General features: G+C 62.1%; 15 protein-coding genes. 6 read left to right on the top strand and 9 right to left on the bottom strand.

Annotated features, from left to right (window positions below):
- Nucleotides 1-32: 32 nt before the first annotated feature.
- From Q1A32_RS08790 to Q1A32_RS08820, 7 genes are all read right to left on the bottom strand, one after another.
- The gene (locus Q1A32_RS08790) at nucleotides 33-1,547 is read right to left on the bottom strand and encodes an ABC transporter ATP-binding protein (RefSeq protein ID WP_299651938.1); all 1,515 of its coding nucleotides are present in this window, start codon (nucleotides 1,545-1,547) and stop codon (nucleotides 33-35) included.
- A complete protein-coding gene (gene xdhC, locus Q1A32_RS08795; RefSeq protein ID WP_299651940.1) occupies nucleotides 1,544-2,467 on the bottom strand; it encodes a xanthine dehydrogenase accessory protein XdhC in 924 nt (307 codons plus the stop codon). The genes Q1A32_RS08790 and xdhC overlap by 4 nt, the downstream gene beginning before the upstream one ends.
- Nucleotides 2,460-4,760, bottom strand: a complete 2,301-nt coding sequence (xdhB, locus tag Q1A32_RS08800) for a xanthine dehydrogenase molybdopterin binding subunit (RefSeq protein WP_299651942.1) — start codon at nucleotides 4,758-4,760, stop codon at nucleotides 2,460-2,462. Before xdhB ends, xdhC begins: the two co-directional genes overlap by 8 nt.
- Complete coding sequence (gene xdhA, locus Q1A32_RS08805; RefSeq protein WP_299651945.1) at nucleotides 4,757-6,148, bottom strand: xanthine dehydrogenase small subunit; 1,392 nt, start codon at nucleotides 6,146-6,148, stop codon at nucleotides 4,757-4,759. Before xdhA ends, xdhB begins: the two co-directional genes overlap by 4 nt.
- Before the next feature lie 130 nt (nucleotides 6,149-6,278).
- Nucleotides 6,279-6,737 (bottom strand): SRPBCC domain-containing protein, encoded by a 459-nt coding sequence (locus Q1A32_RS08810; protein WP_299651947.1) that lies wholly within the window; start codon nucleotides 6,735-6,737, stop codon nucleotides 6,279-6,281.
- Nucleotides 6,734-7,216 carry an SRPBCC family protein gene (locus tag Q1A32_RS08815; RefSeq protein ID WP_299651949.1) on the bottom strand — a complete coding sequence of 161 codons (483 nt, stop codon included), beginning with the start codon at nucleotides 7,214-7,216 and terminating at the stop codon, nucleotides 6,734-6,736. Before Q1A32_RS08815 ends, Q1A32_RS08810 begins: the two co-directional genes overlap by 4 nt.
- Nucleotides 7,203-7,544: a helix-turn-helix transcriptional regulator gene (locus Q1A32_RS08820; protein ID WP_299651951.1), complete on the bottom strand. Its 342-nt coding sequence runs from the start codon at nucleotides 7,542-7,544 to the stop codon at nucleotides 7,203-7,205. Before Q1A32_RS08820 ends, Q1A32_RS08815 begins: the two co-directional genes overlap by 14 nt.
- 122 nt (nucleotides 7,545-7,666) lie before the next feature.
- Between Q1A32_RS08820 and dnaE the strand changes: the two genes are divergently transcribed.
- Both dnaE and Q1A32_RS08830 read left to right on the top strand, forming a co-directional pair.
- The gene (gene dnaE, locus Q1A32_RS08825) at nucleotides 7,667-11,188 is read left to right on the top strand and encodes a DNA polymerase III subunit alpha (RefSeq protein WP_299651953.1); all 3,522 of its coding nucleotides are present in this window, start codon (nucleotides 7,667-7,669) and stop codon (nucleotides 11,186-11,188) included.
- A gap of 88 nt (nucleotides 11,189-11,276) precedes the next feature.
- Nucleotides 11,277-12,296: a hypothetical protein gene (locus Q1A32_RS08830; RefSeq protein WP_299651955.1), complete on the top strand. Its 1,020-nt coding sequence runs from the start codon at nucleotides 11,277-11,279 to the stop codon at nucleotides 12,294-12,296.
- A gap of 42 nt (nucleotides 12,297-12,338) precedes the next feature.
- Here Q1A32_RS08830 and Q1A32_RS08835 read toward each other — a convergent pair whose 3' ends face one another.
- Entirely contained in the window at nucleotides 12,339-12,533 is a 195-nt protein-coding gene (locus tag Q1A32_RS08835; protein WP_299651957.1) for a SlyX family protein, read from the bottom strand.
- An 87-nt stretch (nucleotides 12,534-12,620) separates the two neighbouring features.
- Here Q1A32_RS08835 and Q1A32_RS08840 point away from each other — a divergent pair, with 87 nt between their 5' ends.
- The 3 genes from Q1A32_RS08840 to hisG are packed head-to-tail and all read left to right on the top strand — an operon-like array spanning nucleotide 12,621 to nucleotide 15,999.
- Nucleotides 12,621-14,243 carry a HisS family protein gene (locus tag Q1A32_RS08840; protein WP_299651959.1) on the top strand — a complete coding sequence of 541 codons (1,623 nt, stop codon included), beginning with the start codon at nucleotides 12,621-12,623 and terminating at the stop codon, nucleotides 14,241-14,243.
- Nucleotides 14,240-15,310 (top strand): ATP phosphoribosyltransferase regulatory subunit, encoded by a 1,071-nt coding sequence (locus Q1A32_RS08845; protein ID WP_299651961.1) that lies wholly within the window; start codon nucleotides 14,240-14,242, stop codon nucleotides 15,308-15,310. The genes Q1A32_RS08840 and Q1A32_RS08845 overlap by 4 nt, the downstream gene beginning before the upstream one ends.
- Nucleotides 15,307-15,999 (top strand): ATP phosphoribosyltransferase, encoded by a 693-nt coding sequence (hisG, locus tag Q1A32_RS08850; protein ID WP_299651963.1) that lies wholly within the window; start codon nucleotides 15,307-15,309, stop codon nucleotides 15,997-15,999. The genes Q1A32_RS08845 and hisG overlap by 4 nt, the downstream gene beginning before the upstream one ends.
- Before the next feature lie 152 nt (nucleotides 16,000-16,151).
- Here the strand turns inward: hisG and Q1A32_RS08855 are convergent, their stop codons facing one another.
- Nucleotides 16,152-16,583, bottom strand: a complete 432-nt coding sequence (locus tag Q1A32_RS08855; protein ID WP_299651965.1) for a DUF1489 family protein — start codon at nucleotides 16,581-16,583, stop codon at nucleotides 16,152-16,154.
- Between the two features lie 152 nt (nucleotides 16,584-16,735).
- Between Q1A32_RS08855 and Q1A32_RS08860 the strand changes: the two genes are divergently transcribed.
- Complete coding sequence (locus Q1A32_RS08860) at nucleotides 16,736-19,024, top strand: adenosylcobalamin-dependent ribonucleoside-diphosphate reductase (RefSeq protein ID WP_299651968.1); 2,289 nt, start codon at nucleotides 16,736-16,738, stop codon at nucleotides 19,022-19,024.
- Nucleotides 19,025-19,334: the final 310 nt, after the last annotated feature.

Here is a 19,334-nt window from a genome sequence, read left to right on the forward strand (position 1 = left end):
GTTTCAAAAAAATCCCCCCCGGAGGGCCCATATCAAACATGCGCAACCTCCATGCCATGGGCACCCCCCAGCATCAAACCGATCTGCTCCACATCCAGCCCTGCCGTGGGACGCGGATCACTCAACCGCCCCTCGTTCAGCGCGGCAAACCGGTCCGAGATTTCCATCAACTCATCCAGGTCCTGTGAAATCGCCAAAACTGCCGACCCGCCTGCCGCCAGATCAAGCAAAGCCTGCCGGATCGCTGCCGCTGCCGCCGCATCGACGCCCCAAGTGGGCTGGTTCACGACCAAGACCTCGGGCTTTTGCAGCACCTCGCGTCCGATCACGAACTTCTGCAGATTGCCCCCGGACAGTGACCGGGCCGCGTTTTCCGGCCCCGGCGTGCGCACATCAAACCCTGCGATGATCCGTTCGGCAAAGGCGCGCGTCTTGGCCCAATTGAGCATACCGCGCTGCGCCAGCCCTTCGCGGGCGGCCCCTGTCAACATGGCATTCTCCGTCAGCGACATGTTGGGCGCTGCGGCATGGCCCAAACGTTCCTCCGGCGCTGACAACACACCCAAACCGCGCCGCGCCTCGGGTCCGTCCTTGCACAGGTCACGGTCCTTGAACCGCACCATCCCGCCGCGGCAGGGCAGTTCACCCGACAACACGGCCAGTAGTTCGTCCTGCCCGTTGCCTGCCACGCCGCCGATGCCCAGCACCTCGCCTGCGCGCACCTCGAACGAGATATCCTTCAACGACATGCCGAAGGCTGATGGCGATCCAACGGATAGACCTGTCACCGACAACAACACGTCACCGGCGTCGTGGGCGGCGGCCTTGGGCGTGGCGAGCGTACTGCCCACCATCATCTCCGCCATCTCGCGCGCGGACGTGTCACGCGGCACGCAGTCGCCCACCACCTTGCCGCCGCGCAGGATCGTGGCCGCATCGCACAGGGCGCGGATTTCCTCCAGCTTGTGCGAAATATAGAGGATCGCCGTGCCTTCCGCGCTCAGCTTGCGCAGGGTTTCGAACAGGATATCAACCTCTTGCGGGGTCAGAACCGATGTCGGTTCGTCCATGATCAGCAACTTCGGGTCCTGCAACAGGCACCGAATGATTTCCACCCGCTGCCGTTCGCCCGCAGACAAATCTCCGACCACGCGGTCCGGTGACAAGGGCAACCCGTACGTCTCTGACACCTCACGAATACGCGCGGCCAAAGCCCTCATAGGCGGCGGCGTCTCCATTCCCAGCGCGATATTCTCGGCCACTGTCAGCGCATCGAACAGCGAAAAGTGCTGAAAAACCATGCCCACACCTGCCGCCCGCGCGGCCCGTGGATCACCCGGGGCAAACTCGGTCCCGTGCATCTGCATCTGACCCGCATCCGGCTTGACCAGCCCATAGATCATCTTGACCAGCGTCGACTTGCCCGCCCCGTTCTCGCCCAAGAGCGCATGGATTTCACCGGGTGCAATGGACAGCGACACATCGTCATTCGCCACCACGCCGGGATAGGCTTTGGTCAACCCGGTCAGGGACAAAAGGGGGCTCACGCACGCGTCTCCAGTCGTTGCGGTATGGTCTGCGTGGACTGTGCTAGCCGATAGGCGACCCCAATCGCAATCAAATGCGGTGCCTTGCCCAAAGAAGGATCGCCAATGGGGCATGTGATGCGCGCAATCTCATCGGGGCTGTGGCCCAATCCGCCCAACCGCTTGCGAAAGCGCGCCCATTTGGTCGCCGACCCGATCAACCCGCAAGAGGCAAAGCCGCGCGTCAGCAGCGCGTAGCACAGGCCCAGATCAATATCATGGGCATAGGTCAGGATCAGGTGATGTGCATCCTGCGGCGCATGGGCCGCCAGCGCAGGCAAGTCCGCCGCAGGCACAACCGTCACCGCATCCGCCACATCTTGCGGAAACCGCTCCGCCCCCGTATCGGCCCATGTCAGCCGATAGCCCGGCACATGTTGCAACACATCCACCAGCGCGCGGCCCACATGGCCTGCCCCCCAGATCCAGATGTCCTGATCGGGCGCTTGCACCGGCTCAATCATCCAGCCGTCTTTCATCTGTGCGGGCGGCAGACGCCCCTCATTGCGCGCCACCTTCATCATGCGCTTGATCGACAGGGGCATCGGGTCCGGGCCCCGTGCCATCAGATCAGAAGGCAGGGCGCGGGCCCGGTTCAGGTCATAGACCTCGCTCAGCACCTCGACCGCTCCGCCGCAGCATTGGCCCAGATCCGGGCCAAGTGCGTGGCGGCTGTGCGTGTCCTGCGCCAGATCTCGGGCGGAAGCGGCCAGTTCGAATTCCAGCGCGCCGCCGCCAATGGTCCCCGATTGGCCAGAGGCCCAGACCAGCATTGCCGCTCCAACCTCGCGCGGGGCCGACCCGCGCACAGCGGCCACAACCACACGCACCACGCGGCCATGCGCCTGACAGGCGCAGATCAATCCTGCCCGATCAAACATCGCCGCGCGCGGTGTGCACCGACTTCAACACCGCCTCTGCCGTGGCAGGGGCTTGCAGGTCCGGATAATGCGGCCCACATGCCGCCACCGCATCGCTCAGCGCCAGAAAGGCAGAGATGCCCAGCATCAAAGGCGGCTCGCCCACGGCCTTGGATTTGTAGATCGTGTCGGCCCGGTTTTCGCCTTCCCAAAGGGCCACGTTGAAGATATCGGGCCTGTCACCACAGGCCGGGATCTTATAGGTCGATGGCGCATGGGTGCGCAGGCGGCCCTTGCCGTCCCACACCAACTCCTCGGTCGTGAGCCAGCCCACGCCCTGGACGTATCCGCCCTCAACCTGCCCGATATCCAGCGCGGGGTTCAGCGATGCACCCGCATCATGCAGGATGTCCGTGCGCAAAATCCGGTTCTCGCCGGTCAGCGAGTCGATCACCACTTCCGTCACCGCCGCGCCATAGGCGAAATAGAAAAACGGCCGCCCCTGTCCCTTGATCCGGTCCCATTTGATGTCGGGCGTCTTGTAAAACCCGGTGGCCGACAGGCTGATGCGGGCGCTGTAGACCAGCGTAGCAACTTCGGCAAAGCTGTAGTCGCCCGATCCGGCGCGCACGCGGCCATTGTCAAAAACAACCTCGTCCGGACGGACCTGATGCAACTGGGCCAGATGTTCAGCCATACGATCGCGAATGGTGTCACAGGCGGCCTTCACCGCCATCCCGTTCAGATCGCTGCCCGATGATGCAGCTGTGGCGGACGTATTGGGCACCTTGGCTGTGTCTGTCGCGGTGATCTTCACCATCTCCAGCGGCACCCCAAAGCGCGAAGCCGCCACTTGTGCTACCTTTTGAAACAGCCCTTGGCCCATCTCTGTCCCGCCGTGGCTCAGGTGGATCGACCCATCGGCATAGACATGCACCAAAGCGCCCGCCTGATTGAGATGGGTGAGGGTGAACGAGATGCCGAACTTTACAGGCGTCAGCGCGATCCCTCTTTTCAGCACCGGGCTGGCAGCGTTCCATTCCGCTACTGCCGCCCGGCGGGCATCGTAGTCCGACGTGTCCCGCACCCGTGCCACAACGACATCGCCGATAAAGTCGTCGACCTCCTGCCCATAGGGTGTTGTCTGTTTCTTCTGACCGGAAATACCACCGCCGGAGGCATAGAAGTTGGCAACCCGCACCGCCAGCGGATCAAGACCCAGATGGCCCGCCACATGGTCCACGATCCGCTCCATGCCCAACATGCCCTGCGGCCCGCCGAACCCGCGAAACGCGGTGGCGGATTGGGTGTTTGTGCGCAGCCGGTGGCTCTCGATCCGGATATGCGGCAACCAATAGGCGTTGTCGGCATGCAGCATTGCCCGGTCGGCGACAGGCAGGGACAGGTCCATTGCCCAGCCGCAGCGCGTGTATTGCCGTACGTCCAACGCGGTGATGCAGCCCATGTCGTCAAACCCCACATCGTAGTCGATGCGGAAATCATGGCGCTTGCCGGTGATGATCATGTCATCATCCCGGTCATAGCGCATCTTGCAGGGGCGACCGGTCAACCGTGCTGCCACGGCACATGCCACGGCCAACGCATTGCCCTGACTTTCCTTGCCGCCAAAGCCACCGCCCATGCGCCGCGTCTCGACCCGCACGGCGTGCATGGGCTTGCCAATGGCATCGGCCACCTTGTGCTGTATCTCCGTCGGGTGCTGGGTGGAGGAGATGACATGCATGTCCCCATCCTCACCCGGCAAAACCAAAGCCGCCTGCCCTTCGAGATAAAAGTGCTCCTGCCCGCCGATCTCAAACGACCCCGTAAGGCGGTGCTTTGCCCCGCCCATGGCCATGGCGGCATCGCCGCGGGCATAGATGCGTGGGCCGTCCTCGAACCTTGTGTCTGCTGCCAGCGCCTCATCAATGGTCAGCACCGGCGTCTCTTCCGCAATCTCGACCTTGCCCAACCGTGCGGCATGACGCGCCGCCAGATGGGTCCCGGCCACAACCAGAAACAGGGGCTGGCCCACATAGTGCACGGACCCGTCCGACAACAACGGTTCGTCATGGGCCGACGGGGACACATCGTTGGCAAAGGGCAAATCATCAGCCACCAGCACAGCGACGACCTCCGGCGCAGCACGCACAGCGTCCAGATTCATCGACGTGATCTGGCCCTTCGCCACATCACTGACGCCAAAGGCCAGATGTAGCGCGCTCGCAGGCACCGGCGTGTCGTCCACATAGCGGGCCGCACCGGTCACATGCAGATGCGCCGCATCATGGGGCAGGGGCTTGGCGACGCTCATACCGACACCTCCAGCACGTTCGTAGCCTGCCCCTGATCTTCCAGCCACGCGCGCAGCAGCATGTTCTGCGCCGTCTCCATTCTGTAGTCGGCAGAGGCGCGCATGTCGCTCAACGGTTCAAAATCCCGAGTCATGGCCTGCATGGCCGACGCCACGGTCGCGTCCGTCCACGGCATCCCGCGCAACGCCGCCTCGGCCCGGGCCGCACGTTTGGGCGTGCCTGCCATCCCGCCAAAGGCGAGCCGGATGTCGGCCACCTCACCGTTTTGAACGTCAATCCAGAAACAGCCGCATACGGTCGAGATGTCCTGATCAAACCGTTTCGACAGCTTGTAGCAGCGCAGATGATCCCGCTGCCGCGGGATCGTGATCGCCTCGACAAACTCGTTCGGTGCCCGGTCCTGCTTGCCATAGTCGATGAAGAAGTCTTCGACGGGCAGCGACCGCACCCCATCCACCGACCGCAAATGCAGCGTCGCCCCAAGCGCAATCAGCGCGGGCGAGCCATCGCCGATGGGCGAGCCATTGGCCACATTGCCCCCGATGGTCGCTGCATTGCGCACCTGCACCGATCCATAGCGGCGGATCAGTTCGGCAAAACTGGGGTGATGCTCTGCCATCACTGCGTGAAGATCGGTGAGCGTTGTCGCCGCACCAATGCGGATTTCGTCCTCCGACACCGTCACACCTGCCAATCCGGGAATGCGGTTCAGAAAGGCCACCGGCCCCAGATCGCGAAAATCCTTTGTCACCCACAGACCCACATCTGTGGCGCCCGCCACCAGCGTGCCACCGGGGTTCTGATCCATCCACGTTGCAAGGGTGCCCGGCGTTGTTGGGGGGCTGTCTGCCCCCCGCGCCTGCGGCGCTCCCCCCGAGGATTTTTCAAAACAGGGAAGATGAGGGGCATCTCTGACATAATCCGGGACGGGTGCACTTTCGGCAGCCTGCGCTGCTCGGATGATCGGTGCGTAGCCCGTGCAGCGGCACAGGTTACCCGCAAGCGCGGTGTCGTGGTCTGTCTCGCCGTTCAGGTGCGCTGTTGCCATCGTGGTGATGAAACCGGGCGTGCAGAACCCGCATTGGCTGCCGTGGTAGTCGATCATCGCCTGTTGCACCGGGTGCAAGGTGCCGTCAGGGGCGCTGATCCCTTCGACAGTACGCACGGCCTTGCCCGCAAGCTGTGGCATGAACAGGATGCAGGCATTCAGTGCCCGCGCCCCATCCGTATCCGTCACCATGACCGAACAGGCGCCGCAATCGCCTTCGTTGCAGCCTTCCTTGGTGCCAGTCAGGTTTTGGGTGTCGCGAAGCCAGTCCAACAGGGTCGTGGTGGGGGACGTGTCCGCCGTGATCTCGCTTCCGTTCAGAAGAAAGGTCGTGCGCATGATATCTTGTGCCCGCCGCGGTACCAGCGCCCTTTTGTGGCCCCTCGGTCGATGCGGCGTAGACCGGGGACGGGCTGTTGGCACAAAGGGTAGGCGACGCAGGCAGGCAATGGCAAGCGGTGCCCGGGGGTCAGGCCGCCATCTTGGCGACCAGTGCCTCAAGATTGGCCAGCCCGGCCTCCCATCCCGCCTTGAACTCACCGTCCGCATCGGGCCCGGTGAACGACGACACGGCCACTGCCACATCTAGCCGCGACCCGGTTCCTTCGGCGCTCAGACGGTAGGTCACAAGCGTCGTGGCGATCGTATCGCCGCCGATGTGCACCGTCTCGGTAAAGGCCGCGTCATGCGGCGCGTCGATCCGGTACCAGCGCGTGTCCACCGTAAAGTCCGGGGTGTCTGCGGGTCCGCACCGGTGGGTTTCAGAACCACCCACCCGGAAATCCGACACCTCCATTGTCAGCACCATCCCTTCCTCGGGCGCGCCCCAGGTTTCGCGCATCTTGCCATCTGTCAGCACATGCCACAGCCGGTCCGGCGTCAGGGGCAGGGTGCGTGTCAGTTCGAAATGTCCGGTGTCGGTGCTCATGGTGTCTTCCCCTCGATTGTGTTGGCCAAATCGCCCAGCTGATGGATCGCTGTGGCCCAGCCCTCATGGAACCCCATCTCTTCATGCCGCTTGCGGGCCTCTTCGTCGCCGTGCAGGACGGTGGCGCGGTAGAGGGTGCCATCGGGCACTGCCTCCAGCTCGTAGATTACAGTCATGAATGGGGCGGCGTTGGGGCGGTAACCACCCAGCAAAGCGTCCGTGGTCACAAGGCGCCGGGGCGGGTCAGCGACCAAAACGCAGCCCCTCAGAGGCATCTCTGCGCCATCTTCCAGCACCATCGTCAGATTGGCGCGCCCGCCGGGTTCAAAGTCATAGGCGATGTCCTTGACCGTGAAGGGCGCAGGCGCAAACCACTGGGCCAGGAGGGCAGGGTCCGTCCAGCAGCGCCAGACCGTTTCAGGTTTCGCCGCGATCTTGCGTTCAATGCGCAGATCGGTCCGTTGGTCAAATGGGGTCATCTGCGTCACTTTCTTCCATGGCTTCGGCAAGCCGCGTCAGTCGGTCCAGCCGCGCGTCCCACAGGTCGCGGTGACGGGCCAACCAGTCATCCAAGATGCGCAAAGGTGCTGCCTCAATGTGGACCGTACGCACGCGCCCTTTTTTGGTGCTGGTCACCAGCCCGCTTTCTTCCAGCACTTTCAGGTGCCTTAGGAAGGTGGGCAGGGCCATGTCGTGCCCGTCATGCAGGGCGCTGACCGCGGCGGGACCTTGGGTCAACCGTTCCACAACAGCCCGGCGGGTCGGATCGGCAAGGGCGCTGAAGAAGTTGTCGAGTTGGTTAGTCATATTGCTAAGTATTGATATGTCATGATTCGAGTCAATACACCTAGTCAACCAGCTAACTATTAGCTTGTGGATAACATCCAGTGGGGCTTTCGCGCGCGCGCGCCACGACATATCGTAGCCCCATGACCGATGCCCCCCGATTCATTCACCTGCGCACCCATTCCGAATACTCGCTGCTGGAAGGGGCCATGCGCCTGAAAAAGCTGCCCGCTTTGGTGCACGACGCGGGCATGCCCGCCATTGCGCTGACCGACACGAACAACATGTTCGCGGCGCTGGAGTTTTCCGTTGCGGCGTCGGGGGCAGGGGTGCAGCCCATCATCGGCTGTCAGGTCGATCTGCAATACATGACGCCCCGCCCCGGTGAACGGCCCCGTGACCCCGCCCCGCTCGTGCTGTTGGCGCAAACTGAGGTCGGGTACGAAAACCTGATGAAGCTGAACTCGTGTTTGTACCTGCGCGATGGCTCTGAATTGCCCTACGTCACCGTCGAAGAATTGGCAGGGCATTCCACTGACGTGATCTGTTTGACCGGCGGTCCCGATGGCCCGGTGGGGATGCTGCTGCAGACCAGCCAGGTGCCCGCAGCACAGGCTCTGATGGACCGCCTCAAGGATATTTTTGCCGATCGGCTTTATGTCGAATTGCAGCGCCATCCGGGGGAGGGCGGGCAGCCCGAAGCGGAACGTCTGACCGAACGTCCGCTGATCGAAATGGCCTATGCCATGGACTTGCCTTTGGTCGCCACCAACGACGTTTATTTCCCCAAACCGGACATGTACGAAAGCCACGATGCGCTGATCTGCATCGCGGACGGGGCCTATGTCGACCAACAGGAACCGCGCCGCCGCCTGACGGCGCAGCACTATTTCAAGTCACAGGCCGAGATGGTCACGCTTTTTGCCGACCTGCCAGAGGCCATTGAAAACACGGTCGAAATCGCACAGCGCTGTGCCTTCATGGCCTACAGGCGTGATCCGATCCTGCCCAAGTTCGCCGATGACGAGGTGGTCGAACTCCGCCGTCAGGCAAACGAGGGCTTGCAAGACCGGCTCAAGGTGATCCCACACGCAACGTCGGTGGAAGAGTACCAAAAGCGGCTCGATTTCGAGTTGGATATCATCGAAGGGATGGGGTTCCCCGGCTATTTCCTGATCGTGGCCGACTTCATCAAATGGGCCAAGGATCACAACATTCCCGTGGGCCCCGGGCGCGGCTCGGGCGCGGGTTCGCTTGTGGCCTATGCCCTTACGGTGACGGACCTTGACCCGCTCCGCTATGCCCTCCTGTTCGAACGGTTCCTCAACCCCGAACGGGTGTCGATGCCCGACTTCGACATCGACTTCTGCATGGACCGGCGCGAGGAAGTGATCCGCTACGTGCAAGAGAAATACGGGCGCGACAAGGTGGGCCAGATCATCACCTTCGGTGCGCTTTTGTCCAAGGCCGCCGTGCGTGACATCGGGCGGGTGCTGCAAATGCCCTACGGCCAAGTGGACCGGCTATCGAAACTGATCCCGGTCGAAGGCGTCAAACCCGTCAGCATTGAAAAAGCGCTGGCCGATGAGCCGCGCCTGCGCGAAGAGGCACGGAACGAAGAGGTGGTCGCCCGCCTCCTCGAATACGGCCAGCAAGTCGAAGGGCTGCTCAGAAACGCTTCGACCCACGCCGCTGGTGTCGTGATCGGGGATCGCCCGCTCGACGCGCTTGTGCCGCTCTATCAAGACCCGCGCTCGGACATGCCCGCCACCCAGTTCAACATGAAATGGGTCGAACAGGCGGGGCTTGTGAAGTTCGACTTCCTCGGTCTGAAAACGCTGACGGTCATCCAGAACGCGGTTGAACAAATCCTCGGCTCGGGTCGCAAATTGCATGTCGCTGCTGATGGCACCGAGCTCTATACGCCAGCGGATGGAATGGAGAATGACATCGGCGGCATCCCGCTTGATGACGAACCGTCTTATAAGCTCTACGCCGCTGGCAAGACGGTCGCCGTGTTCCAGGTGGAAAGCTCGGGCATGATCGACGCGCTCAAGCGGATGAAGCCCGACTGCATCGAGGACATCATTGCCCTTGTGGCGCTCTACCGCCCGGGGCCCATGGAGAACATCCCGAAGTTCTGCGAAGTGAAAAACGGTCTCAGCGAACGCGACACGCTTCACCCCTCCATCGATCACATTCTGGACGAAACCCAAGGTATCATCGTCTACCAGGAACAGGTGATGCAGATCGCGCAGGAAATGGCGGGCTACTCGCTTGGCGGTGCCGATCTGTTGCGGCGCGCGATGGGTAAGAAAATCCAGGAGGCGATGGACGCCGAACGTCCCAAATTCCTTGCTGGTTCAAAAGAAAACGGCGTGGACAAGGACAAGGCGATGGAGGTCTGGAACCTCCTCGACAAGTTCGCCAACTACGGCTTCAACAAGTCCCATGCGGCAGCGTATGCCGTGGTCAGCTATCAGACGGCATGGCTCAAGGCCAACCACCCGGTCGAGTTCATGGCAGGCGTCATGAACTGCGATATTCACCTCACCGACAAACTGGCTGTTTACTTCGAAGAGGTCCGCAAGGGCCTCGACCTGCCATGGGTGCCGCCCTGCGTGAACCGATCAGACGCAACATTCAAAGTGGTCGACGGCGCACTTGTTTACGCGCTGGGTGCTTTGAAAAACGTGGGCGTCGAAGCCATGCGGCTGGTGCAAGAAGCGCGGGATGGCAAATCCTTCGTCAACCTTTTCGACTTCGCGCGCCGCGTGGACCTCAAGAAGGTCGGCAAGCGCCCCCTCGAAATGCTGGCCCGCGCTGGAGCCTTTGACCAACTCGACCCCAACCGTCGCCGCGTCTTCGACGCGCTCGACGCGCTGTCGGCCTACTCGGCCGCGATCCACGACCAGAAAAACTCCAACCAGGTCTCGCTCTTTGGCGAGGCAGGCGATGACCTGCCCGAACCACGGCTCATGCCGGTGGACGACTGGCTGCCCGCCGAACGGCTGGGCGAGGAACACAAAGCGGTGGGCTTCTACCTGTCCGGTCATCCGCTCGACGACTACATGGCCCCACTGCGGCGCAAGCATCGCGGCGGGCCGACACCTTTCTTCACGCTTGATGAACTGACGGACGAGGTCAGGAAAAAATCCGCCATGAACGCCAAACTCGCGGGCGTCGTGGCGGGCCTGCAAGTGAGAAAATCGGCCAAGGGCAACCGCTTTGCCTTCTGTCAGATGTCCGACACAACAGGCGCGTACGAGGTCACTCTGTTCTCTGACAGCCTCGAAAAATCACAGGATCATCTCGTAACCGGGGCCAAGGTCATCGTGTCGGTCGAGGCAACGATGGAGAGCGACCAACTCAAGCTGCTGGGCCGGTCCGTGGCCCCCATCGACGCAGTTGTTGCAGATGTGGGTGGTATGGGCTTGCGCATCTTTGTCGAAGCACCAACAGCACTTGCCTCCGTCGCCACAGTGCTCGAAGGGGCGGCACAAGCCGCCAAAGGGGCGGGGCGCGGGCCCATCACGATCTGCCTGATGGACGATAGTCTGCCGGGGGAAGTCGAGATGGATCTGGGCACCGAATTCCCGGTCACGCCACAGATCAAAGGGGCGATAAAATCGCTTTCCGGCGTGGTTGAAGTGCAGGACATGTAGGCGACCCTCTGCCCGTCTGGCTGGACCTGAAACGCGCTTGGCGCTAGGTAGTTACCGGGACGTTTTGATACTGAGGGAGGACGGACGCGTGAAGCGATCTGCGACGGCATGCGCGCTTTTGCTCGCGTTGACAGCCTGTGGCGACCCTTTAGGCGGGATCGAACGCGTCTCAGACGGGGCGACTTTGCCCCCTGAACCCGGTACTGCCGCCTTGCCATCCGAAGAAGAACTGGCACGCGAAGGCAGCATTTTGGGCGAGCTGCTCACCGGACCAGCGCAAACCGCAAACGATCCTGGGGCAACAGATTCAGACATCGCGCCCGATACAGGAAACTCGAGTGATTTGGCCAAGTCGAGCAATTCGTCGGACGCCGACGAAGCGGTCCCTGAACGCATGGGTGTCCTTGGCTGGCTGCGGCAGGCTGCGCAGTCCGAAGCGTCAACAGGAACAAAACCCACGGTCGCTCCGGCCGCCGTGCCCGCTGCCGAATTTGATGTAGTTCCAGACAAAACCAAGACCAAAGCTGCACAATCAGAAGCGAGCCGCGATCTGGTCGACCCGCAAAAACGACGTGGTCTGTTCGGAGCGGCATCGACTTCGGCGCGCAACGGCCCAGACAACACGGACGTGGCCGTGGGCACGGTCCTTCCTTTTGGGATCATCGCGCGAAACTGCGATGCAAAACCGGCACAGACGGCAAAAGTGGTGGACAAGGCAGCACGCAAGGGCCGTGGCTACACTCTTTTTGATACAGCGCCCGATGCGACAACCCCCCGCACATTTTACATCACCGGGTTCTCCGACAATTGCCCTCGCCAATTCACGGCGTCGCTCGCGCTGTTCGGCGACCCCGCATTCCATGAACAACTGCGCTACGGCTTGCCGGCCGAGGAATACCCCTATTCTTCGACCGATCAGGCTTATGAAAAGCTGAAACGAAAAGTCTGCAATGTCGGTCGAAACAAGCCGTGCGGCGATCGGATCAACCGGCTTTCAAGAAACACGACATTTGTCAGCGCCTACGAAAACTTCACTGACAACGCGAAGTGGGCGGATATGTTGTTGCATGACGGCGCTGTACTGGCATCTGCGCTCAAGACACCCTGATCAATATGCTTCGCAGGACCGATCCCAACTAGGCTGACAGGCTCAATAGTGCGGCGGCCGCTCATCTCCGATCACCACACCACCGCCGCCATCGGCCTCGCGCTGCGCCTCACGCTCCATCAGCATCTGCACCCGGCGCACCAGCAGTGCAATCTCCGTCTCCTGCCGCGCCACGACCTCTGACAACTCGTCCACCGTGCGCTCCAGATGCGCGATTTGTTCTTCCATCTTTTCCATCTCTCCCTCCTGCCACCTCAAGCCCCGCTTGCCCAGCCCCCATGCCTGCGGTAGTGACGCGCCCGAACCCGTAACCGGAGCGCCAGCATGGCCAAGCCCAAGAAAACCCCCCGCCCCAAGGCCCAGACGCCCAAGGGGTTCCGTGACTATTTCGGCACCGACGTCTCGGACCGGGCCGAGATGCTGCAGGCGATTGCCGGGGTCTACCATCGCTACGGCTTTGACGCGCTGGAATCGAGCGCCGTTGAGACGGTCGAAGCACTGGGCAAGTTCCTGCCCGATGTTGATCGCCCGAACGAAGGCGTGTTCGCCTGGCAGGAGGAAGACGGCGACTGGCTCGCCCTGCGCTATGACATGACGGCCCCGCTCGCCCGCGTTTATGCCCAGCACCGCAACGACCTGCCCAACCCTTATCGCCGCTACACGATGGGGCCGGTCTGGCGCAACGAAAAGCCCGGTCCGGGGCGATATCGTCAGTTCTATCAATGCGATGCGGATACGGTGGGCACGGCGTCGATGGCTGCGGACGCCGAGATTTGCGCGATGCTGTCAGACACGCTCGAAGCCGTCGGGATCGAGCGCGGCGACTACGTGATCCGCATCAACAACCGCAAGGTGCTGAATGGTGTGATGGAAGTCGCGGGCCTCGCCGGAGACGACAAGGAGGCGGAACGCAGCATCGTCCTGCGCGCCATCGACAAGCTCGACCGTCTCGGGCCGGACGGCGTGCGTGCGTTGCTGGGCGAAGGCCGCAAAGACGAGAGCGGGGACTTCACGAAGGGTGCAAAGCTGGATGACGAGCAAATTGACACAATTATGAGCTTTGTCGCCGCGGGTGAGCGGGTCACCGAAATCCTTGAAAACATCAAACTGATGAAGCAGAATTTGCCGGATAATCTTTTCAAAGCATACTTAGACGTCGTCGAGGGCAAGAAACCGGCACCTGTTGCATTTGCTGGCCCATTGGGACCGGAAAACGCTCCTTCACACCCATCTTTGGTCGCGATCGAAGTCTTGTCTGAAGTGGGGCAAGGGAATGCGTTGTGCGAATCCGCGGTTTCTGAACTCAGAGAGATTCACGAGTTAGTTTCTATCGCAGGCTATGGCCCCGACCGCATCGTCATCGACCCCTCCGTCGTCCGTGGCTTGGGCTATTACACCGGCCCCGTCTACGAGGCCGAACTCACCTTCGACGTCCAGAACGAAAAGGGCCAGACGGTCCAGTTCGGCTCCGTCGCGGGCGGGGGGCGTTACGACGATCTCGTCAAGCGCTTCACGGGACAGGAAGTGCCCGCCACCGGCGTCTCCATCGGCGTCGACCGCCTGCTTGCCGCCCTGCGCGCCACGAACCGCATTGGCACCACCGAAGCAGGCCCCGTTGTCGTCACCGTCATGGACCGCGACCGCATGGACGACTACCAGGCGATGGTCGCCGAACTCCGGCAAGCGGGCATCCGGGCCGAGGTCTATCTGGGCAACCCGAAAAACTTCGGCAACCAGCTCAAATACGCGGACAAGCGCAATGCCCCCATCGCCATCATCGAAGGCGCGGACGAGAAGGCGCGCAGCGTCGTCCAGATCAAGGACCTCTACCTTGGTGCGAAAATCGCCGAAACCGCCACGCACGAGGAATGGGCCGAGAACCCCAGCCAGTTCGAAGTGCCCCGCAACCAGATGCTGGCCAAGGTCCAAGAGATCCTGAACCAATGACCCAAGCACGCCAACGGGCGTATGCCCTGCGGGATCACTTCGTGGCGCAGGGTGCCCAGGCGGTTGAACCGCCAATCCTGCAACCGGCGGACCTGCTCCTTGACCTGTATGGCGAAGACATCCGCGCGCGCGCCTACGTCACCACCGACGCCCTGCGCGGCGAACAGATGTTGCGCCCTGATTTCACCGTGCCCGTGGTGCAGATGCACATGGACACCGGCGCAGAACCGGCGCGCTACACCTACGCGGGCGAGGTATTCAGACGGCAGGAAGACGACCCCGACCGCGCCAATGAATACCTGCAAGTGGGCTACGAGGTTTTTGACCGCACCGACCCGGCGGCGGCAGATGCCGAGGTGTTCGCCCTGATCACTGACGCCACCCAGGGGCTCAACCTGCGTGCTGCCACCGGCGATATCGGCATCCTCATGGCCGCCGTTGACGGGCTCGACACCAGCGACCGGCGCAAGGCCGCCTTGCGCCGCCACATCTGGCGCCCCCGCCGGTTCCGGGCGCTGCTCGACCGCTTCTCGGGTCGCAGCCCCGTCCCCGAAACCCGCGCCGCCCTGCTTGCAGGCAACGCCAAAACCGACGCCCCTCTGACAGGCCTGCGCAGCCAGTCCGAGATCGACGCGCGGATCAATGCTCTGCACGAGGACGCCGCTGAACCGCCCCTCTCAAAAGCGCAAATGGATTGCCTCGACGCGCTGTTGAACGTCCGCGAAACGCTGCCCTTTGCGCTGGCGCAGATGCACGACCTCTGCGTTGACCTGCCCGCCATCCGCGCGGCGGTCAAACGCGTGGATGCCCGCGCTGAGGCGCTGAGCGCACGTGGCATCGACGTGGACGCGCTGGGGTTCGAGGCGAGCTTCGGCCGTACCTCAATGGAATACTACGACGGCTTCGTCTTTGGCCTCTACGCCGAAGGGCGCCCCGACCTGCCGCCCGTCGCGTCCGGCGGTCGCTACGACGCGCTGACCCGCCGCCTCGGCGCAGGGCAGGAAATCCCGGCTGTGGGGGCCGTTATCCGTCCGGGCCTGTTGGTCGAGTTGGAGGGCGCGCCATGATCAAGCTGGGTGTGCCGTCCAAGGGGCGGTTGATGGAAAAGACGTTCCAGTGGTTCGACAAGCGCGGCATCACGCTGACCCGCACCGGGTCGGATCGCGAATATGCGGGCGCTGTCGAAGGCATCGACGGGGTGTCGCTGGTGCTGCTATCGGCGGGCGAAGTGCCCCGCGAACTGGCTGCCGGGCGCATCCATCTGGGCGTCACCGGCACCGACCTCATCCATGAAAAACTCCCCCTCTGGGAACAGCAGGTCGAACCGATGGCCGAGATGGGCTTTGGCCACGCCGACCTGATCATCGCCGTGCCGCAGGCGTGGACGGATGTGGACCTGACGGACGATCTGGATGCTGCCGCCGCCGCCTTCCGCGCGGCCCACGGCTTCCGCTTGCGTATTGCCACCAAGTATCACCGTCTTGTGCGCGATTTCCTGCGCGACGCAGGGGTCGCCGACTATGCCCTCGTGGACAGTCAGGGGGCCACCGAAGGGACCGTGGCGAACGAAACGGCAGAGGCCATCGCCGACATCACTTCGTCGGGCGAAACCCTGCGCGCCAACCACCTCAAGATCCTGAGTGACGGTCTGATCCTCGCCAGTCAGGCGACCCTCTGGCGGTCCCGCGTGGCCGACGTTTCGGAGGATGACCGCGCTACCTTGGGCCATCTGCTCGCCCGTCTCGACGCAAGCTGAGCCAAATCTCTAACAATTGTTACGCAGCCCGCAGGAACTTTTGCGCGGGCCGTAAGTCAGGCATGCTTTAATGGGACACCGCAGGGCAAAGTGGACAGTTTCGCAAAATGCGGCCCCAAAACCGCACCGAACTGTCCGTTAACTCAAGCGCCCTACAGCACCCCAATCTCGGCCAGCGCCCGGTTCAATTCGACCGGCAACGGCTCCTCCCGCTCGCGCCCTTTCGGCAGGTCCGGCGGAGTGTCTTCCGGCTTCAAATACCGCCATCCCTGAAACGGCCGCTTCAACGCCGATTGCACCCGCACCAGTTCCGGGTCCGACACAATGGCGCATCGCCGAATGCCGTCACTGCCAATCACCTCGTCCAGCCGAATAACGCGCTGGCGACAGGTCAGAACGCCCTTGACGACCCAGAAAATCGACCCGCCATTCAGGATTTCGGCCTCGCGTTTTGGCCACATCCGGGTGACATGACGCGGGTAGCCGTCCGCCGTCTGCGCACGCTTGGTCTGCTGCCAAGCGGCCAGATCGTCATAGGTCTCGCTGCCCACGGACAGCTTGATCAGGTTGATGTACTTATCCACAGAGTCGTCCCCAAGCCACACCCTATATTGTAGCGCGCATGGCCGCAGGTGCAATGTGTGGGGTTTAGGGTAGCGAAGTGCCGCTATCTGCGGTAGCGTGGTTTCCTGCCAAAGGGACCGACAGATTCGGCCCTCGCCATGGGGATGCTTTGATGACACGTTTCGCCGCGCCGATCGCTGAACAGATCTGGGACATGAAATACCGCTTCAAGGATGCGGACGGCACCCCCATCGACACCACGGTCGAAGACAGCTGGCGGCGCATTGCCCGCGATCTGGCGAAGGTGGAAAAAGACCCCGCCAAGTGGGAAGACACGTTTTATAACGCCTTGGAAGACTTCAAGTTTCTGCCCGCCGGCCGCATCACCGCGGGGGCAGGCACGGCCCGTTCCGTCACCCTGTTCAACTGCTTCGTCATGGGCACGATCCCCGACAGCATGGGTGGCATCTTCGAGATGTTGAAGGAGGCGGCCCTGACCATGCAGCAGGGCGGCGGCATCGGCTACGATTTCTCGACCATCCGGCCCAAAGGGGCAGGGGTCAAAGGCGTGGCCGCCGACGCCTCCGGACCCCTTAGTTTTATGGACGTTTGGGACGCCATGTGCCGCACGATCATGTCCGCCGGATCGCGCCGCGGGGCCATGATGGCGACCATGCGCTGCGACCATCCGGACATCGAGGATTTCATTACCGCCAAATCCGACGCCGCCCGCCTGCGCATGTTCAATGTGTCCGTGCTGGTGACAGACCCGTTCATGGAAGCGGTCAAGGCCGACGGATCGTGGGATCTGGAGTTCGAAGGCACCGTCTACAAGACCGTACAGGCGCGCGATCTGTGGAACGGCATCATGAAATCGACCTACGATTACGCCGAACCCGGTGTGATCTTCATTGACCGCATAAACGCCGCCAACAACCTGAATTATTGCGAGACAATCGCCGCCACGAACCCCTGTGGTGAACAACCCCTTCCGCCGTACGGCGCGTGCCTTCTGGGGTCGATCAACCTGGCGCGCCTGGTCAGTCAACCCTTTGAAGGGAATGCGGAATTGGACGGGGATGCGATGGCCGACCTGGTCGCCACCGCGGTGCGGATGATGGACAATGTGGTCGACGCCTCGCGCTTCCCTCTCGATGCACAAGCGCGAGAAGCCGCCGCCAAACGGCGCATCGGTCTGGGCGTCACCGGGCTGGCCGACGCTCTCTTGATGCTGGGCCTGCGCTATGGCTCGGACGAGGCAGCGGCACAGACCGAGGCATGGCTCAAAGCCATCGCCCGTGCGTCGTATCTCGCCTCGGTGGACCTCGCCAAGGAAAAGGGTGCCTTCCCGCTGTTCGACGCCGAAGGGTATCTGGCAAGCGGCACCATGCAGGCGATGGACGAAGACGTGCGCGACGCCATTGCCGAATACGGCATCCGCAACGCGCTCCTGACCTCCATCGCGCCCACAGGCACGATCAGCCTTTATGCCGGCAACGTGTCGTCGGGGATCGAACCGGTCTTTGCCTATGCCTACACCCGCAAGGTTTTGCAAAAGGACGGCAGCCGGACCGAGGAGGAAGTAGTTGATTACGCTGTACAAATGTGGCGCGACAAGTTCGGCGATGCGGAGCTGCCCGACTATTTCGTGAACGCACAAACGCTGGCCCCGTCGGATCACGTCAAGATGCAGGCGGCCGCGCAGAAGTGGGTGGACTCGTCGATCTCCAAAACCATCAACTGCCCGGAAGACATCAGCTTTGACGCGTTCAAGGATGTCTACATGCAGGCGTGGGACACGGGCTGCAAAGGGTGTACGACCTACCGCCCGAACGCGGTGACGGGATCCGTACTGACGGTGGCCGAGGACAAGCCCAAGGAAGCGTCCGTCCTCGCAAACGATGACTCTGAACCGCTGCAACCCCATGGTGATGTGATCTATATGGCCGAACCGCTGGACCGGCCCAACGCCTTGGAAGGAAACACGTATAAGGTCAAATGGCCTGACAGCGAACACGCGCTTTATATCACCATCAACGATCTGGTGATCGGCGGTCACCGTCGCCCGTTTGAAGTGTTCATCAACTCCAAGAACATGGAGCATTTCGCCTGGACTGTAGCGCTGACACGCATGATCTCTGCCGTGTTCCGGCGGGGAGGGGACGTGAGTTTTGTGGTTGAGGAACTCAAGGCGGTGTTCGACCCGCGTGGTGGCGCGTGGATGCAGGGCAAATATATCCCATCGATCCTTGCGGCGATTGGCGGCGTGATCGAACAGCACATGATCGCGACCGGCTTCATTGAGGGTGAAGGCATGGGCCTCAAATCCGATCCAAAGGCTGAGGTCGTGGGACTTGATGCGCCGCGTGGCAAGTCGTGTTCAAGCTGCGGCAGTTTCGAAATGCGGATGATTGAAGGATGCATGACCTGCGCATCTTGCGGCTTTTCGAAGTGTGGGTAGCTTAATGAGACTGCATGTTCGGCGATGGCGGTAGGCAATTCAGGACCACCTTAACTGAACTACCTTCCATGCGCCCATTCTGTCCGTGCTGTTTTCTGCTAACGCGTTGATGTTATTAGAAACAGATCAGGGCAGCGCTGAAGTGGGTGCTCGTATCGATCTTAACGGCGATCATTCTGCCGAAGTTGATTGAAGGATCACTTTGGTCGTTGGCGGGCTCAAAGTCTTCAGAACCTTTCAAATCGGTCTGCCGCGCCAAGTCGGTATCGGCGTTCTGCGGCCAGTGGAGTTTGATGAGGCAGACCAATTG

The organism is uncultured Tateyamaria sp., from assembly GCF_947503415.1.
GTDB lineage: Bacteria > Pseudomonadota > Alphaproteobacteria > Rhodobacterales > Rhodobacteraceae > Tateyamaria.

Coding starts and splice junctions, on each gene's coding strand:
- xdhC (WP_299651940.1), bottom strand. CDS start 2,467: ATGTTTGATCGGGCAGGATTGATCTGCGCCTGTCAGGCGCATGGCCGC.
- xdhB (WP_299651942.1), bottom strand. CDS start 4,760: ATGAGCGTCGCCAAGCCCCTGCCCCATGATGCGGCGCATCTGCATGTG.
- xdhA (WP_299651945.1), bottom strand. CDS start 6,148: ATGCGCACGACCTTTCTTCTGAACGGAAGCGAGATCACGGCGGACACG.
- Q1A32_RS08810 (WP_299651947.1), bottom strand. CDS start 6,737: ATGAGCACCGACACCGGACATTTCGAACTGACACGCACCCTGCCCCTG.
- Q1A32_RS08815 (WP_299651949.1), bottom strand. CDS start 7,216: ATGACCCCATTTGACCAACGGACCGATCTGCGCATTGAACGCAAGATC.
- Q1A32_RS08820 (WP_299651951.1), bottom strand. CDS start 7,544: ATGACTAACCAACTCGACAACTTCTTCAGCGCCCTTGCCGATCCGACC.
- dnaE (WP_299651953.1), top strand. CDS start 7,667: ATGACCGATGCCCCCCGATTCATTCACCTGCGCACCCATTCCGAATAC.
- Q1A32_RS08835 (WP_299651957.1), bottom strand. CDS start 12,533: ATGGAAAAGATGGAAGAACAAATCGCGCATCTGGAGCGCACGGTGGAC.
- Q1A32_RS08840 (WP_299651959.1), top strand. CDS start 12,621: ATGGCCAAGCCCAAGAAAACCCCCCGCCCCAAGGCCCAGACGCCCAAG.
- Q1A32_RS08845 (WP_299651961.1), top strand. CDS start 14,240: ATGACCCAAGCACGCCAACGGGCGTATGCCCTGCGGGATCACTTCGTG.
- hisG (WP_299651963.1), top strand. CDS start 15,307: ATGATCAAGCTGGGTGTGCCGTCCAAGGGGCGGTTGATGGAAAAGACG.
- Q1A32_RS08860 (WP_299651968.1), top strand. CDS start 16,736: ATGACACGTTTCGCCGCGCCGATCGCTGAACAGATCTGGGACATGAAA.